General features: G+C 67.0%; 18 protein-coding genes and 1 pseudogene. 9 read left to right on the top strand and 10 right to left on the bottom strand.

The annotated features are described in order from the left end of the window. The first annotated feature begins 65 nt into the window (after positions 1-65). Positions 66-596, top strand: a complete 531-nt coding sequence (locus tag VGI62_RS20345) for a GNAT family N-acetyltransferase (RefSeq protein WP_331506393.1) — start codon at positions 66-68, stop codon at positions 594-596. Positions 597-602: 6 nt separating this feature from the next. On the opposite strand, the gene VGI62_RS20340 is transcribed toward VGI62_RS20345, so the two are convergent. Beyond that, a complete protein-coding gene (locus tag VGI62_RS20340; protein WP_331506392.1) occupies positions 603-1553 on the bottom strand; it encodes an ABC transporter ATP-binding protein in 951 nt (316 codons plus the stop codon). Positions 1554-1635: 82 nt separating this feature from the next. Between VGI62_RS20340 and VGI62_RS20335 the strand changes: the two genes are divergently transcribed. After that, the gene (locus VGI62_RS20335; protein WP_331506391.1) at positions 1636-1935 is read left to right on the top strand and encodes a zinc-finger domain-containing protein; all 300 of its coding nucleotides are present in this window, start codon (positions 1636-1638) and stop codon (positions 1933-1935) included. A 154-nt stretch (positions 1936-2089) separates the two neighbouring features. Here VGI62_RS20335 and dnaN read toward each other — a convergent pair whose 3' ends face one another. From dnaN to hrcA, 3 genes are all read right to left on the bottom strand, one after another. Next, entirely contained in the window at positions 2090-3208 is a 1119-nt protein-coding gene (dnaN, locus tag VGI62_RS20330) for a DNA polymerase III subunit beta (RefSeq protein WP_331506390.1), read from the bottom strand. Positions 3209-3321: 113 nt separating this feature from the next. Further along, the gene (grpE, locus tag VGI62_RS20325) at positions 3322-3942 is read right to left on the bottom strand and encodes a nucleotide exchange factor GrpE (protein WP_331506389.1); all 621 of its coding nucleotides are present in this window, start codon (positions 3940-3942) and stop codon (positions 3322-3324) included. Positions 3943-3956: 14 nt separating this feature from the next. Further along, positions 3957-5081 (bottom strand): heat-inducible transcriptional repressor HrcA, encoded by a 1125-nt coding sequence (gene hrcA, locus VGI62_RS20320; protein ID WP_331506388.1) that lies wholly within the window; start codon positions 5079-5081, stop codon positions 3957-3959. 86 nt (positions 5082-5167) lie between these two features. Between hrcA and rph the strand changes: the two genes are divergently transcribed. Beyond that, positions 5168-5884 (top strand): ribonuclease PH, encoded by a 717-nt coding sequence (rph, locus tag VGI62_RS20315; RefSeq protein ID WP_331506387.1) that lies wholly within the window; start codon positions 5168-5170, stop codon positions 5882-5884. A 267-nt stretch (positions 5885-6151) separates the two neighbouring features. On the opposite strand, the gene VGI62_RS20310 is transcribed toward rph, so the two are convergent. Together VGI62_RS20310 and VGI62_RS20305 are read right to left on the bottom strand one after the other, a co-directional pair. Beyond that, positions 6152-6388, bottom strand: coding sequence for a helix-turn-helix transcriptional regulator (locus VGI62_RS20310; protein ID WP_331506386.1), 237 nt, complete (start codon positions 6386-6388; stop codon positions 6152-6154). 15 nt (positions 6389-6403) lie between these two features. Further along, positions 6404-6928, bottom strand: a complete 525-nt coding sequence (locus VGI62_RS20305; RefSeq protein WP_331506385.1) for a DUF2975 domain-containing protein — start codon at positions 6926-6928, stop codon at positions 6404-6406. Between the two features lie 392 nt (positions 6929-7320). On the opposite strand from VGI62_RS20305, the gene rdgB reads away from it, so the two are divergent. The 5 genes from rdgB to gshB all read left to right on the top strand — a co-directional run bounded on the left by rdgB (position 7321) and on the right by gshB (position 12125). Then, on the top strand, positions 7321-7920 hold the full coding sequence (gene rdgB / locus VGI62_RS20300) for an RdgB/HAM1 family non-canonical purine NTP pyrophosphatase (RefSeq protein WP_331506384.1): 600 nt from the start codon (positions 7321-7323) through the stop codon (positions 7918-7920). Beyond that, a complete protein-coding gene (gene hemW / locus VGI62_RS20295) occupies positions 7917-9059 on the top strand; it encodes a radical SAM family heme chaperone HemW (RefSeq protein ID WP_331506383.1) in 1143 nt (380 codons plus the stop codon). The genes rdgB and hemW overlap by 4 nt, the downstream gene beginning before the upstream one ends. A gap of 203 nt (positions 9060-9262) precedes the next feature. Then, entirely contained in the window at positions 9263-10132 is an 870-nt protein-coding gene (gene rsmI / locus VGI62_RS20290; RefSeq protein WP_331506382.1) for a 16S rRNA (cytidine(1402)-2'-O)-methyltransferase, read from the top strand. 175 nt (positions 10133-10307) lie between these two features. Further along, entirely contained in the window at positions 10308-11123 is an 816-nt protein-coding gene (locus tag VGI62_RS20285; RefSeq protein WP_331506381.1) for a SirB1 family protein, read from the top strand. Between the two features lie 54 nt (positions 11124-11177). Continuing rightward, entirely contained in the window at positions 11178-12125 is a 948-nt protein-coding gene (gshB, locus tag VGI62_RS20280) for a glutathione synthase (protein ID WP_331506380.1), read from the top strand. Positions 12126-12294: 169 nt separating this feature from the next. Here gshB and VGI62_RS20275 read toward each other — a convergent pair whose 3' ends face one another. The 4 genes and pseudogenes from VGI62_RS20275 to VGI62_RS22510 all read right to left on the bottom strand — a co-directional run. Further along, the gene (locus VGI62_RS20275) at positions 12295-12747 is read right to left on the bottom strand and encodes a hypothetical protein (protein ID WP_331506379.1); all 453 of its coding nucleotides are present in this window, start codon (positions 12745-12747) and stop codon (positions 12295-12297) included. Between the two features lie 73 nt (positions 12748-12820). Then, the gene (locus VGI62_RS20270; protein ID WP_331506378.1) at positions 12821-13177 is read right to left on the bottom strand and encodes a hypothetical protein; all 357 of its coding nucleotides are present in this window, start codon (positions 13175-13177) and stop codon (positions 12821-12823) included. A gap of 193 nt (positions 13178-13370) precedes the next feature. Beyond that, positions 13371-13709 (bottom strand): hypothetical protein, encoded by a 339-nt coding sequence (locus tag VGI62_RS20265; protein ID WP_331506377.1) that lies wholly within the window; start codon positions 13707-13709, stop codon positions 13371-13373. Positions 13710-13878: 169 nt separating this feature from the next. Further along, positions 13879-14025, bottom strand: a pseudogene (locus VGI62_RS22510) (LuxR C-terminal-related transcriptional regulator); the annotation flags it as partial. Between the two features lie 98 nt (positions 14026-14123). Here VGI62_RS22510 and VGI62_RS20255 point away from each other — a divergent pair. Further along, a complete protein-coding gene (locus tag VGI62_RS20255) occupies positions 14124-14513 on the top strand; it encodes a helix-turn-helix transcriptional regulator (protein ID WP_331506375.1) in 390 nt (129 codons plus the stop codon). Positions 14514-14546: the final 33 nt, after the last annotated feature.

The raw sequence follows: 14546 nt of genomic DNA, 5'->3' as shown, positions 1-14546 counted from the left end.
CTTGAACCGGGCGCGAACAGGCCCAAGCTGTGGATGGATGTCGCATCTGGTGGAGCTTATCTGACGTGGGCTTCGTGGTATTCCCAGCCGGACCGTCGGACGCCGAAGACCTGGCGCGCGTTCATGTGGCCTCCTGGCGCGAGACCTACCGCGGCCTTCTGCCTGACGCCTTTTTGGCGCGCATGAGCGAGGCAGGGTTCACGCGACGATTCCGCAGGGCGCTGGCCGATCCCAGCGCAGGCGTGACCCTGGCCGCCGGCGACCGCGGCGGTCTGGTGGGCTACGCCCAGGGCGGACCCTCGCGTCGGGGCGCGACCGGCGAGGCGGAAGTCGCGACCCTCTACGTCTTGCGTCAAGCCCAAGGTCAGGGCCTGGGCGCTGAATTGATGCGCCAGACGGCCCTGGTCCTGGCGGCGCAAGGCGCCACGTCGCTGATGATCTCCGTCTTGCGCGACAACATTCGCGCCCGCGGCTTCTACGAGCACCTCGGGGGCGAGGCCGAGGCGGCCAGGCAAGAGCCGGGGCCGGGCGGTCGCCTGCTCTACGAGGTCGCCTACCGGTGGCCGGATATCCGCAGTCTCTTCCCACCCCCTTAGGAAATGTCAGGCCGCCGCCTCGGGGGCCGCATAGGTCAGCGAGACGAAGACGTCTTCGAGGTCCGGATCCTCGGTGGAGATGTCCTTGATGTGCAGGCCAGCCGCGCGGATGGCCGCCAGGACCTGCTCGACGCTCGACTGGCCGGTGCGGTAGCTGACGGAGAAGCCGCCCGAGGGCAGCAGGGCCGTCTCGAAGCCCACCAGGGGGGGAGCGGCTGTCATCGGCTCTTCCGGTGTCACCAGCACCTTGCGGGTGTCCATGCGAGCCAGGAGCGTCGTCGTCGGCTCGCATGCCACGACCTGGCCGCGATTGATGATCGCGATCTGATCACAGAGCTCCTGGGCTTCCTCGAGGTAGTGGGTGGTGAGCACGATGGTCACGCCCTTGCGGTTCAGCTCCAGCACATAGGCCCAGAGCTGACGGCGCAGCTCCACATCGACGCCGGCCGTAGGCTCATCGAGGATCAGCACCGGCGGATTGTGCACCATGGCCTTGGCGACCATCAGCCGGCGCTTCATGCCGCCCGAGAGCTGGCGGACATAGGCCTTGGACTTGTCGCCCAGGCCCAGCGCCGTGAGCAACTCCATCGAGCGCCGTTCCGAAGCCGGCACCGCATACATGCCGGCGGCGACCTCCATGGACTCCATGGGGGTGAAGAAGGGATCGGCGGCGATTTCCTGCGGGACGACGCCGATGGCGGCGCGTGCGTCCCTTGGTCGCTGGTCGATGTCACGCCCCCAGATCGTCACCTGACCCGAGGTCTTGCGGCAAAGTCCCGCCAATATGTTGATGAAGGTCGATTTGCCTGCGCCGTTCGGCCCCAGCAATCCGAAGATCGACCCTCGAGGAATGGCCAGGTCGATGCCCTTGAGCGCCTGCATTTCAGGCGTCGTCTTGGTGGCGGCGTAGGTTTTGACCAGGCCCTTGGCCTCGATCGCGTACTCGGGAAGATCCATAAGCATCCAGTCGATTGACGGCGAAAGCCGCGGTCGCATACCTAGGCGCGCCGCGCGCCCGCGCCAATAAGGACTGCTCTAGATGGCTCGCAAAGCCCCGACCCAGGGAGGCCGCAAGGTCAAGCCGCCGGTAGCCGCCGCCTCCCCCGGCCGGCCTGAGGCGGTCCCGCCGCCGGAAGTGATCACGGTCCGCTCCAGGCGCGTGGCCTGCGACGGTGTTGGCGGCGCGCTTGGCCATCCGCGCGTCTTTCTTGAGATGGGCGAGGCGAACTTCGTCGAGTGCACCTACTGCGACCGCCGTTTCGTGCTCGCCCGCGGAAACGAAGGCCCCGAGAATGAACTCCTGGCGCCCGGCGTCTACGAGGGCTCGCACGGGCACTGAGCCGTTCACCCACACCGAGGCCGGGAGGGCGGCCCGGACAGGGCGTCAGGTGAGGCGCGCCAAGCGGGCGGAGTCTCGGGGCTGAGCGCCAGCGACTTTGCAAATCAGGCCGCCGCCCGGCCTGTCTTCCAGCCGGGAGCGGCAAGAATCGCGCCTACACCCTCAGCGGCATCAGGATGTATTGCACGTCGGCGTCTTGGGGATCGAGCACCAGGGCCGGATCGTTTGGACCGCCGAAGCGCAGCTCAGCCATTTCGCCTGAGATCTGGTCGGTGATGTCGAGCAGGTAGCGGGCGTTGAAGCTGAGCTCGAAGGGGTCGCCATCGTAGTCGAGCTCCAGCTCTTCCACGGCTTGGCCTGCCTCCATGTTGCGCACGGTCAGCACGCACTTGCCGCCCTCGACCGCCATGCGCACCGAGCGGCTCTTTTCCGCCGAGATGGTGGCCACCCGGTCAACGGCCTGGGCGAACAGCTTGCTGTCGACCAGTACGATGCGGCCGTTGTCCTTAGGGATCACCCGAGGGTAGTCCGGGAACGTCCCGTCGATGACTTTCGACGTTAACGCCGCGCCGCCGAAGTCCAGGCGGATCTTCTGCGGGCTGATCTGCAATTCAACCTGCTCGCCGGCGTCCTCCAGCAGGCGCCTGGCCTCGTTGATGGTCTTTCGCGGCACTATGACTCCGGGCGCGCCCGCTGCGCCCTCGGGGGCGAGCATCTCGGCGAGCGCCAATCGGCTGCCGTCGGTGGCGACCGCGCGCAGTTTCGACTGGCCGTCCTCGACCACCGTATGGAGATAGAGGCCGTTCAGGTAGTAGCGGGTCTCCTCGGCGGAGATGGCGAATCTGGTCTTGTCGATCAGTCGGATGAGGTCGGTCACATCGACGGCCAGGCGCCCGGAGAGTCCGTCGGAACTCATCACGGGGAAGTCGCCGGCCGGAAGCACCGGCAGGTTGAAGCGGCTCCGTCCGGCCGAGACGCTCAGCCGCGGGTCCTCGCCGGTGAAGCTGAGGAGAACGTCGGCGCCTTCCGGCAGCTTACGGACGATTTCGTAGAGCGTGTGAGCCGGCGCGGTGATCTGGCCGGGCTGGTCCACCTGGGCGAGAGCCTCGTCTATGATCTCCATGTCGAGGTCGGTGGCGGAAAATGTCAGCCGGTCGCGCTCTGCGGAGAGCAACACATTCGAGAGAATCGGGATGGTGTTGCGGCGCTCCACCGCGCTCTGCACGTGCCCCAGCGCTTTCAGGAGCGCTGCGCGCTCGATCGTCAGCTTCATGTCTATGCCCGAACCGCTCCACGCGGGTGCGATTCGCGGCCCGCGCCCCCCGACCAGGAAGGGACTTGCGACATTAGCCTATTTGCTCTGCCGTGGAAGGGGCGCAGGAGCGGTCAGGCGCGGCGATCGACCGCCCCGCCGGGACCTGGTTCATCTTCACCGCCGTAAGCGCCTGCGCCATTGGCCTTGCCGGGCGCCGAGGGCTCCTCACCAGCCCCCTTGGCGGCGACGGCCACCATCGCCGGGCGAACCAGGCGGCCTAGCAATTCGTAGCCCGGCTGCATCACCTCGACCACGCCGCCGGGGGCCACGTCGGTTCCCGGCTGTTCCATCATCGCCTGGTGCTGATGCGGATCGAACTTGTCGCCGCGAGCCGGCAGGATTCGCCTCAGGCCATTGCGTTCGAAGGCGCCCAGCAGGTCCTTCTCCGTCATTTCGACACCGAGCACGAAGTTCTTCACCACCGGATCCTCGATCGCCGCCGGCTCGTGCGCCAGGGCGCGGGCGAGGTTGTCGGCGACCCCCAAGAGATCGCGGGCGAACTTCTGGATGGCGTAGGCGCGCGCGTCGTTGGCCTCGCGCTCGGCGCGGCGCTTCGTGTTCTCCGCCTCCGCCGCATAGCGCAGGATCTGTTCTTTTAGCGTGGCGACTTCGGCTTTCAGGGCCGCGAGTTCGCCCTCCGTCGCTTCGGCGATGAAGGCGTCAGCTGCGTCGGGGGTGTCGTCTTCGGACATCAGGTCTCATCTCTCTAAGCATTCATAACCTGGCCCAACACCCGGGCAGTGTAATCCACCAACGGGATGATCCGGGCATAGTTCAGCCGGGCCGGCCCGATCACGCCGATCGCGCCCAGCACGCGCTGCGAACCCGTCATATAGGGCGCGGCGATCACTGCGGAACCCGAAAGCGAGAACAGGCGTGTTTCGGCGCCTATGAATATGCGCACGCCCTGGCCCTCGCGGACCCCGTCGAGGAGCTGAATCAGCTGCTCCTTCTGCTCGAGGTCCTCGAAGAGCGAGCGGACCCGCTCGAGGTCTTCGACGGCGCCCGCCTCCTCCAAGAGGTTGGCGCGGCCCCGCACGATGAGCGCGCGGTCTTCGGCGTTTCCGCCGCTCCAGGCAGCGAGGCCATCTTCGACCAGACGCGCGGCGGTGGCGTCGAGTTCGCGTCTTGCCCTGTCGAGGTCGGCGCGCAGGTCGAACTTGGCCTCGACCAACGTGCGGCCGCGCAGGCGCGCGTTCAAAAAGTTGGACGCCTCGACCAGGGCCGACGGCGTGACCCCGGCCGGCAGCCGGATCAACCGATTTTCCACTGTGCCGTCGGCGAAGACCATGATCGCCAGCGTCCGCTCGACGCCAAGCGAGATGAACTCCACGTGCTTTACGCCGGCGTCGCGATTCGGCGTCACCACGATCCCGGCGCCGCCGGCGAGGCCGGAGAGGATGGCGCTGGCCTCGTTGAGAGCATCCTCGAAATTGCGGCCGTGGGCATGGAGCCGAGCCTCGATGGCGCGACGCTCGTCCTCACCGACGTCTCCCACTTCCAGCAGGCCATCGACGAACAGGCGCAGGCCCGCGTGCGTCGGCAAACGCCCGGCGCTGACGTGCGGCGCACCCAGAAGGCCAAGCTGGGTCAGGTCTTGCATGGTGTTGCGGATTGAGGCGGGCGAAAGCGACAGTCCGCCCTTGGACAGGGTGCGCGACCCCACAGGCTCGCCGGTCTCCAGGTAGCTCTCCACGATGCGACGGAAGATGCCCCGCGCTCGTTCGTCGAGCTCGGCCAGCGAGGCGCCGTGGGCGAAGAGGGGGCTGCTAACGGTTATGTGCGGCGTCTCGCGCTGAGCTTCATTGGTTCGTTCATCGGGCGCGTCCATGGACGGGACCTCGCCGATCTAGGATAAGCGCGGCCTCAATCGGCGCAAGCCGCCCCACCAGACTTCTCCTGCCGGAGCTCCAGAATATGCGCCCGTCCGAACGACTCCCCGACATGCTGAGGGCCGTCACCCTGGAAACCGGGGTCAACCGCTACGCGGAAGGCTCGTGCCTGGTCTCGTTTGGTCACACCAAAGTGCTGGTCACCGCAAGCCTTGAGGAGGGCGTGCCGGGCTTCTTGCGCGGCAAGGGCCAGGGCTGGGTCACCGCCGAATACGGCATGCTGCCCAGGGCCACGCACACCCGCGGCCGACGGGAAGCCGCCCAGGGCAAGCAGTCGGGGCGCTCGCAAGAGATCCAGCGGCTCATAGGGCGCTCGCTGCGCGCCGTGGTCGACCTTAAGGCGCTGGGCGAACGTCAGATCTCCGTCGACTGCGACGTGATCCAGGCTGATGGCGGCACGCGGACGGCTGCGATCACCGGCGCGTGGGTCGCGTTGCGGCTGGCGACGAAATACATGCTGGACGAGGGTGTCATCGCCGCCGACCCCATCATCGACCAGGTCGCGGCGATCAGCTGCGGGGTGTTCAACGGAACACCCGTGCTGGATCTGGAATATGAGGAAGACTCCAACGCCGAGGCGGACGCCAATTTCGTCCTGACCGGCCATGGCGATATCGTGGAGATCCAGGCCACCGGGGAGAAGCGCGGCTTCTCCGAGGCCGAATTCGAGGCGCTGTTTTCGCTGGCCCGCAAAGGGATTGGCGAACTCGTCGCCCTGCAGAAAGCGGCGGCCGGCGGCTAATACCCAGGGATACGTCGCGCCGCCGGCCGAGCCTTATGTCCTAAAGCCCACCCAACACATGGCGGAAGGCCGAAGCGGGCATCCGTTCCAGCTCGCGGGCGAGCGGGGCGAACAGGGCTTCGAGCAGGCGTTCAAACGCAGCGAACATGGCGACACTCCTTTGTGCAGCGCAGCATTGTGCAGTGCACATAAGAAAGAGGTGTTGAGATTGCAAGATTTCTCAAGGCCACGCTTGCCGCTCGTTCGGCGGCGCGGGAGCGCCTGCCGCTAGACTTCGTCGTCCGGCAGCTCGTCGGCGGGACCGGGCTCATAGAGAAGGAGTTCGCCGGGCTGACAATCAAGCTCCCGGCACAAGGCCGAAAGCGTCGAGAAACGCACGGCGCGCGCCTTGCCGGTCTTCAGGATGGAAAGGTTGGCTATGGTCACGCCAACGCGGTCGGCCAGCTCGGTGAGCGACATGCGCCTCTCGAGAAGGACGCGATCAAGGTTCACGCGGATCGGCATGCGCTAAGGCGTTCCTCAGATCGTCAATTCAGCTTCGCGCCGAAGCCTAGCGCCCTCGCGGAACACCTCGGCCAGCACAAACACCACGAGGACGGAAAACCAGGCGGTGAGGTTGAAGTTCGGCTTCACGTCCTTGACCCACGGCAGCATCGGACTCAGCCCCCAGACGGCGTAACGGCCGAGCTCGAGGGCCGCCAGCACCAGGCCGATGAGGCGCAGGCGGCGCACGTTCTGCGGGTGAAACGGGTCGCCAGCCGTGAGAGTCACGAAGATCCGGCGGAGCGAGTGGACGATCACCAGCACGCCGCCGATGGAAAGTCCGAACACCAGCAGCATGCCGGCGAACAGCGGGCCACGCGTCGCCACCTGGGCTACGTCGGCGCTCACGGCGGCCGGGAAGATGTCGGGGTTGAAGCTGAACAGCAGGGCGGCGAGCAGCGCCAGCCCCACAGCGCCGAGGCTGATCCACAGGGCCGCGAAGACGACGTCCAGGATTATTTTCAGGAAGCTGGAGACCGAGCCCGGTCCAAGCGCGCGCATCCAATACCCTCCCCGGCCGCGGCTTGCGCCAACTCCCGCCCTGGCCGCCGATGCAGCGAGGGCGGGTCGGTCGAACCTCATGGCCTCAGCCTAGTGGATCGACGCGGCGGCGGCGACAGCCAGCATCGGCGTAAAGGCGAGCATCAGGAAGACCGGCAGCGCGGCGCGATCGAACGCTCTCATTATCGTGGAAAACATGGTCCATATCCCTCTTTTGGTTTTGCTGCGGTGCAGCTGGTTCGTTGGGACGGGCATCCAGTCCCGATGTCGAAAGTCAATATCCGCGCATCGATTAGCGATCAAATTAACATCGAGTAACGATATTAAACTTTCGCAATGCAACAGAGCGGGCGGGGGCTATGGTCCGGAACCGGTGAAGGAGACGTGAATCGATGGCGCTGAAGCTGGAGCCTGGAACCCGGCTCGTTGTGGCGACCCACAACGCCGGAAAGGCCCGCGAACTGGCTGAGATCCTGGAAAACCGCTTTCCGCTGACGACGGCCGGCGAACTTGGACTGGACGAACCGGATGAGACGGAAACCACCTTTGTCGGCAACGCGCTTCTGAAGGCCCGCGCAGCGGCCGAGGCGAGCGGCCTCGTGGCGCTCGCCGATGACTCCGGACTGTCGGTGGCGGCGCTTGAGGGCGCTCCCGGCATCTATTCGGCGCGCTGGGCAGGACCTGGCCGGGACTTCACGCTCGCCATGTCCAAGGTCGAACTGCGCCTTGAGGAGGCCAATGCGCAGGATTTTGCTGCCTGGTTCACTTGCGCGCTGGCCGTCGCCTGGCCCGGCGGCCCGGCGGTTGTCGTCGAAGGTCGCGTCGACGGGGCCCTGACGTTTCCGCCGCGCGGCGCTCGGGGCTTCGGCTACGACCCGATCTTCGTGCCCGAGGGCGGCGCTCAGACTTTCGGCGAAATGAATCCCGAGGCGAAGGACGCCATGAGCCACCGGGCGCGCGCCTTCGCCAAGCTCAAAGCCGCGCTCTTGTGACACCCCTCCCCAAACTGGGGGTCTACGTTCACTGGCCCTACTGCGCGCGCATCTGTCCCTATTGCGATTTCAATGTCTTCAAGGACAGCAAGGGGGAGGAGCCCGCCGCCCTGGCGCGCGCGATCGTGGCCGACCTGGAGGCGCAGGCGGTGATCACCGGGCCACGCGAACTGGCTTCCGTCTTCCTCGGCGGCGGCACGCCATCGCTGATGGACCCCGCCTGGGCCGGCGAGATGATTGCGACCGCGCGGCGGCTCTGGGCGCCCGCCGCGGACCTCGAAGTCACCCTTGAGGCCAACCCCACCGACGCCGAGGCCGCCCGGTTCGCAGGCTTTTCGGACGCCGGTGTGAATCGCCTTTCGTTGGGCCTGCAGTCCCTGGACGATGCGGCGCTGAAGTTCCTCGGCCGCAACCACGACGCCACGACCGCTATCCGCGCCGCCCGCGCCGCGACGCAGGCCTTTCGGCGGCTCTCCATCGATCTGATCTACGCCCGGCCCGGCCAGACGGCGGCAGCCTGGGGTGAGGAGTTGCGCAGGGGCCTCGACCTCGGCGCCGAGCACGTCTCGCCCTACCAGCTCACCATCGAAGCCGGCACCGCGTTCGACCGCGCGGTGCGGCGCGGCACATTCACGCCGCCGGACGCCGAGGCCGGCGCAGAGCTCTTCGAGACTACCCAAGCGGTGCTGGAAGCCGCCGGGTTCGAAGCCTACGAGGTCTCGAACCACGCTCGCGGCGAGTCCGCGCGCTCGCGCCACAACCTGATCTACTGGCAGGGCCATGACTACGTCGGGGCCGGCCCTGGCGCCCACGGGCGGATCACAGTCGGCAGCACACGGGAAGCCACCTGCGCCCTGTCCAGGCCGGGCGCCTACATAGCGCGCGTGGCTGATACCGGCGTCGGGTTCGGTGAGCGCGAACGCCTGAGTCCGCGCGAGTCGGCCCAGGAGCGCCTGCTGAGCGGGTTGCGGATCACCGAGGGCGTCCCCCTCTCCGAGGTTGCGGCGCTGGACCTGGAGCCAGCCCGGATCGCCGATCTGGTCGGCCTGGGGCTGCTTGTCGACGACCCCGATCGCCTCCGAGCCACATCGGCCGGCCGCCTGGTATTGGACCGCCTGACGCGCGAGTTGGCGGCTTAGCGACCTCCCCGTTTCCTCCGCAAAACTCCAGGCCGAGGCCAAGCTCCGCGGGCGGTCGGGAGTGTCCGCACCTAAGGGCTCTCAGAAGGGAACGCCGGCCCCTCCTCGTTTCACCGAACTGCGGCTTTGTCGCGGCGCCTCGTCGCTCGTGAGGAACGACGCAGCCCTTGCCAACAGCCGCGGGACCGGCGAACCCTCCGGCCATGGCCCGACGCCTTCCGCCCCCAACCTTGGACGACGCGCCGCTTGCACCGGGGCTTTATGTGGTGGCTACGCCGATCGGCAACCTGCGCGATATCACTCTGCGCGCTCTCGACGTCCTGGCGGCGGCTGATCTGGTGCTGGCCGAGGACACCCGGGTGACGGGTAAGCTTCTGTCCGCCTACGGACTATCGGCGAGACTCGAGCGCTACGACGAGCACGGTGCGGAACGCACGAGGCCGCTGGCGCTAAGGGCCCTTGGCGAGGGCAAGAGGGTAGCCCTGGTCTCCGACGCCGGCACGCCGCTGGTTTCCGACCCCGGCTACCGGATCGTGCGCCAGGCTGCGGCCGAGGGACATCCGGTCTTCCCGATCCCCGGAGCCTCCGCCTTGCTCGCCGGGCTGTCGGCTGCGGGGCTGCCCAGCGACCGGTTCCTGTTCGCGGGCTTTCCGCCGCCAAAGAGCGCCGCGCGCCGCAGCTTTCTTGACGAGCTGGCGCCGATCCGCGCGACCCTGGTGTTTTTCGAGGGCGGCTCGCGCCTGGCGGCGAGCCTCCTCGACATGGCTGCGGTGTTCGGGCCGCGGGAGGGCGCCGTGTGTCGTGAACTGACGAAACTTTACGAGACGATCGTGCGCGGCTCGCTCCCGGACCTCGCCGCCGATCCGCGGTTCGAGGCCCCCAGGGGCGAGTTGGTGATCCTGGTCGGACCGGGGCGCGAGACCGAAGCCAGCGCGACGGACGTCGATACCGCGCTCATCGACGCGTTGCAGCGCCTTCGCCCCGCCGACGCGGCGGCCGAGGTCGCCAAGGCGCTTGGCCTTTCGCGACGCGAGGTCTACCAGCGCGCGATGCAGATCAGGGCGGGCCGATGAACGATGCGCGCCGGGCCCGGGGGCTGAACCGGCCGGGGACCGCGCGGGCGGTCAGTCGGCTAGGCCCGTCGCACGCGGCGGTCTGCCTCTGCCTCATACCCCTCGCGCCCGGCAAGCTTCCTGGGCATATTCCCGACGCTTGGTGGGGCGGGTGAGGGGACGGGCCAGCGAATCCATGGGCCGCGAGGAAGCCGAAAGGATACTTAAGGAAGCCGGCGCTGCCGCCGACGCCGACTTCCCGTTGCTGGAAGCCGCCATCGCCTGCGCCATCCACGAGGATCCCAGCCGAGACCCGCAGGCCGCGCGTGACCTGGGCGCCGCGGGCGTCGAACGGCTCGCCTATCGGCTCAAGCAGGAGAGCGCCGAGGAAGCCCTGGCGGAGGCGATGGCCGGCGACTTGCGTCTGGCCGGCGACCTCTTCACCTACGAAGACCCTGACAATGCTGACATTCTGTCGGTGTCTGACCGGCGCAAGGGCTTGGCCGTGGCGCTGGGGATCTTCTACCTGCACGCCTCGCGCAAGTGCGGCCTCACGGTCCAAGGCGTCGACTTCCCCGGCCACTTCCTGCTGCGAATCGAAACAGAGGAAGGTCCGCTCGCGCTCGATCCGTTCTCGGAAGGCCGGGTCGTCTTGCCCTCCGAGCTCACCCGCCGCGCCCTGCATGCAGGCCTCACCCCCAACGTCGCCGACCGTCTGGACCGGCTGATGGCGCCGGTCAGCGACCGCGCGGTGCTTGTGCGCCTGCAGAACACCATCTACGCCCGGGCCAGCCAGACGCGGGATTTCGACCGCGCCGAGCGCTCGGCGCTTCGCCGCGCGTTGCTCGACCCGGACGACCATCGCCCCTGGCTCGACGTGGCCGCCGCTCGGGAGGGTCAAGGTGCGCTCGCGGGATCCCTTGAGGCCCTGGCGCGCGCCACGGCCCTCGACGGTGGGGCTGCGCTGGCCGCGCGGGCGCAACGTGAGCGCGTCAGGCTGCAGCTGAACTAGCGCTTGGCGCTCGCTCAGCCTATGTCCCAGAGCCTTGGCTGTCGGGAGGACTCCATGGCTCTGAAGGTCGCGGTGCAGATGGATCCCATTGAGGGGATCAACATCGAGGGCGACACAACGTTCCTGATGATGGAGTCGGCCCAGGCGCGCGGCCACAGCCTGTTCGTCTACATCACCGATACCCTGGCCATGGAGAGCGGCAGGGTTTTCGCTCGCGGCCGAGACGTCACCGTGCGCCGGGCCAAGGGCGACCACGCCTCACTTGGGCCCTCTCGCCGCGCAGAATTGAGCGAGTTCGACGTGATCCTGCTTCGCCAGGACCCTCCGTTCGACATGACCTATATCGACACCACCTTCTTCCTCGAGGCGGTCCATCCGAAGACCCTGGTGGTGAACGATCCCAAGGAGGTCCGGAACGCGCCTGAGAAACTGTTCGTAACCCAGTTCCCGGACCTTCAGCCGCCGACGCTGATCACCTCCGACCGCGACGCGATCGCCGAGTTCCGCAAGACGCACGGCGACGTCGTGCTGAAACCCCTGAATGGCCGCGGCGGATCGGGCGTGACGCGGCATCTGACGGACGACCCGAATCTAGAGGCCCTGCTCGAGATCCATGCCGAGCTCAGCCGCGAGCCCGTGATCCTGCAGAAATTCCTTCCCTCCGTGACCAAGGGGGACAAGCGCATTCTATTGGTCGACGGCGAAGCTGTCGGGGCGATCAACCGCGTTCCGCAAAAGGGGCAGATCCGCTCCAACCTGGCGGTCGGCGGGCGCGCCGAGGCGGTGGAGCTTACCGCCCGCGACCGGGAAATCTGCGAGACCATCGGGCCGGAGCTGAAGCGGCGGGGCCTGCTCTTCGTCGGCATTGATGTCATCGGCGACTACCTGACTGAGATCAATGTCACCTCGCCGACAGGCGCGGTGGCCCTGAAAACCTTCACTGGAATCGACGCCACGGAGATCCTCTGGCAACGAGTTGAAGCGCTTCGGGCTATGGTCTAGCTTGTTTCTCAAGAAAGCCCGCCAAGGCACGGAAACGTCTGGTTTTCTCCATAAGTTCTATTTCTGTTCGCGATCTAGCCTCGCAGGGCGCGGGCTCGTTGTGGATAACTGACGGCTGACCTCGGCATGGGGACGGCGGCAAAGCGGGACTTCCGTCGACCCGCCCCGATCACTGCGTCGGTTTATCGGTTCCGGCGGCAAGGGCCTGCCGGCGCGCGTAGTTCAAGGTGCCGATAGCCAGGGTCCCCAGCAGGAGGTAGGTCCAGATCACGCTGGCAGTGATGTAGGCCCAGCCGCCGAGTTGCCGATCAACCGCACTGGCGGCGTGAGTGACGACCGCAAGCAACTGGAAGGCCGCGGCGAATAGCGGCCAGTATCGGCCGCTCTTCATCGCGACCAACACGATGAGCGCCAGGTAGGCGCTGTCGATGGCGAAGGCCGCCCACTGCGGGCCACCGAACCTGTGGTCCTTCAGTACGGCGACCGCGATCCAGTTCGCAAGGAAGCCGGCCGCGACGATCCGCTCCGACCAGCCCCCCTTCCACAGCGCACTGCCGCAGACGGCCCAGCCGATCGCGATTCCGATCCAGGGCGGAATGCCATATGTACCGACCAGCTTCATCATTCCGCCCAAACGAAGACGCCCCAGCTTGCCTTAGCCGGGGCGTCTCGAAAACCCGACGTAGAGTGCGTGCTTAGGCGGCGTCTCCGACGGCGCGGAGCTGACGGCCGTGGCGAGCGAAGAGCGGCGGCGGCTTGTCGCCACCGGTGTCGACCATCACAGCGCCAAGGCCCAGCTGTTCCTTGGCGACCGAGAGTTCCTTGTGAGTTTCCACGATCGCGCGCCGGGCCTCGGCGAGCGCCATGATCGCTTGGCTGGCGCGCTCCACCGCGTCCTGGCCGATCAGCGCCGAGGCGCCGGCCTGGGCGCGGAGGCTCGGCATCACACCCGTGAGGGCGGCGGTCTTGGCGATCGCCGAGTCGATTGCGGCCTCGGCCTCGAACAGGGCGCCGGCAATTTGTTCGGCGACCATACGGCGTTGCTTGAGCATGGGTTATCTCCTGCCGCGTCGAACTGTGACGCGCGCCTTGATCATTTACAGGGCTATGGTTTCCGGTCCGTTCAGACCCGGAAAATATTTCGCCCGAGATCCTGAAGCGCGTGGAGGCCGGCTAGCATCGCCCCAAAAGCGAGGGCGGTGATGATCGCGACCCCAACTATGGCGCCCAGGCGGGCAAGGGGGCTTAGATCATTTCGGCCGAGGCTTCGTCCGGCTCCGCCCGGAAGTTCTCGTCCAAGAGAACCCAGGTCATGCAGAGAACTTCCCGCAAGACCATCTCTGAGGGCTTGAAGGCGGCCAGCTTCCGCGTACCCGAGACCAGGTGCTTGGCCATTTGGGCTTGCGCCGGCGTCGCCGCCAGATCGACGAGCTGTCGTTCCAGTTGGGCCCAGGTGAACGTCGGAAGGGTCTCCTCCCGCGACCCCGGAGTCGGCCAACGGGCCTCGAAGTCGTCGATCTCCCGGCGCAGGCGCAACGCCCGTCCGATCACCGCCCGATTGTCGAAATTCTGCCAGTCGCCCATGGGGCACCCCCTCTGTTGCCGGCTCATCCGGCCAGAGGTTAACGGCGGCGTCTGTCCTGATCGTATCCTGTCCTGACGCGATCAGGACATGGTTAACGTCGAATTGCCGCGCGAGTCGTGCGGCGGCGTAGCGGTCCTCGACGCCGAGCTTTCGCCGGGCGCGGTCGCAATAGGTGTCCACCGATGTCTTGGACATGCCGAGTTGGCGGGCGATCTGCTTGGACGACAGGTGCTGGTCGACCAGCCGAAGGCATTCGCGCTCGCGCGGCGTTAGCAGGCCGACCGGATCTTCTGCGATGATGTCCCGTGCGCTCATTGCCGGCCCAGTAAACGACGACTTGGGCCCCGCGTCTACTTTAAGGCGAAGGTCTGCTTAGGATCAGGTACAATGCGCCACAATTGGAGGCGCTCGCGATGGACGTGAGAGATCCAGGCCGCACAGCCCAGCTTGAATTGGCGATTGGCGCACGCATGCGAACTCGCCGTCGGCAGCTGGGGTTGTCGCAAAGCGACTTGGCCGATCGCCTGGGGGTCTCCTTCCAGCAGGTGCAGAAGTACGAACGCGGCGCAAATCGCGTGGCCGCCTCGACGTTGCTGCTGGCTGCACAAGCGCTGGGCACCAGTGTCGCTTGGCTGGTCGGCGAGGAAGCCTCCGGGCGCGAAGACGACGACGACGTATTCCGCGCCCTATCGCGGCCTGGCGCGCTTGAAATGCTGCTGGCGTTCAACGCGATCGCCGACATGCGCACGCGTCATGCCCTCCTGGCGCTGGCAAGGGAAATGGCCGCCAGCCGCTCCGCTTGACTGACCGTTAAACCAGTTCGGTTATCGAGGCTG

Source organism: Phenylobacterium sp. (assembly GCF_036495085.1).
GTDB lineage: Bacteria > Pseudomonadota > Alphaproteobacteria > Caulobacterales > Caulobacteraceae > Phenylobacterium.
The sequence above is the reverse complement of the archived record's forward strand: the minus strand, read 5'-3'. Positions and strand labels throughout refer to the sequence as shown.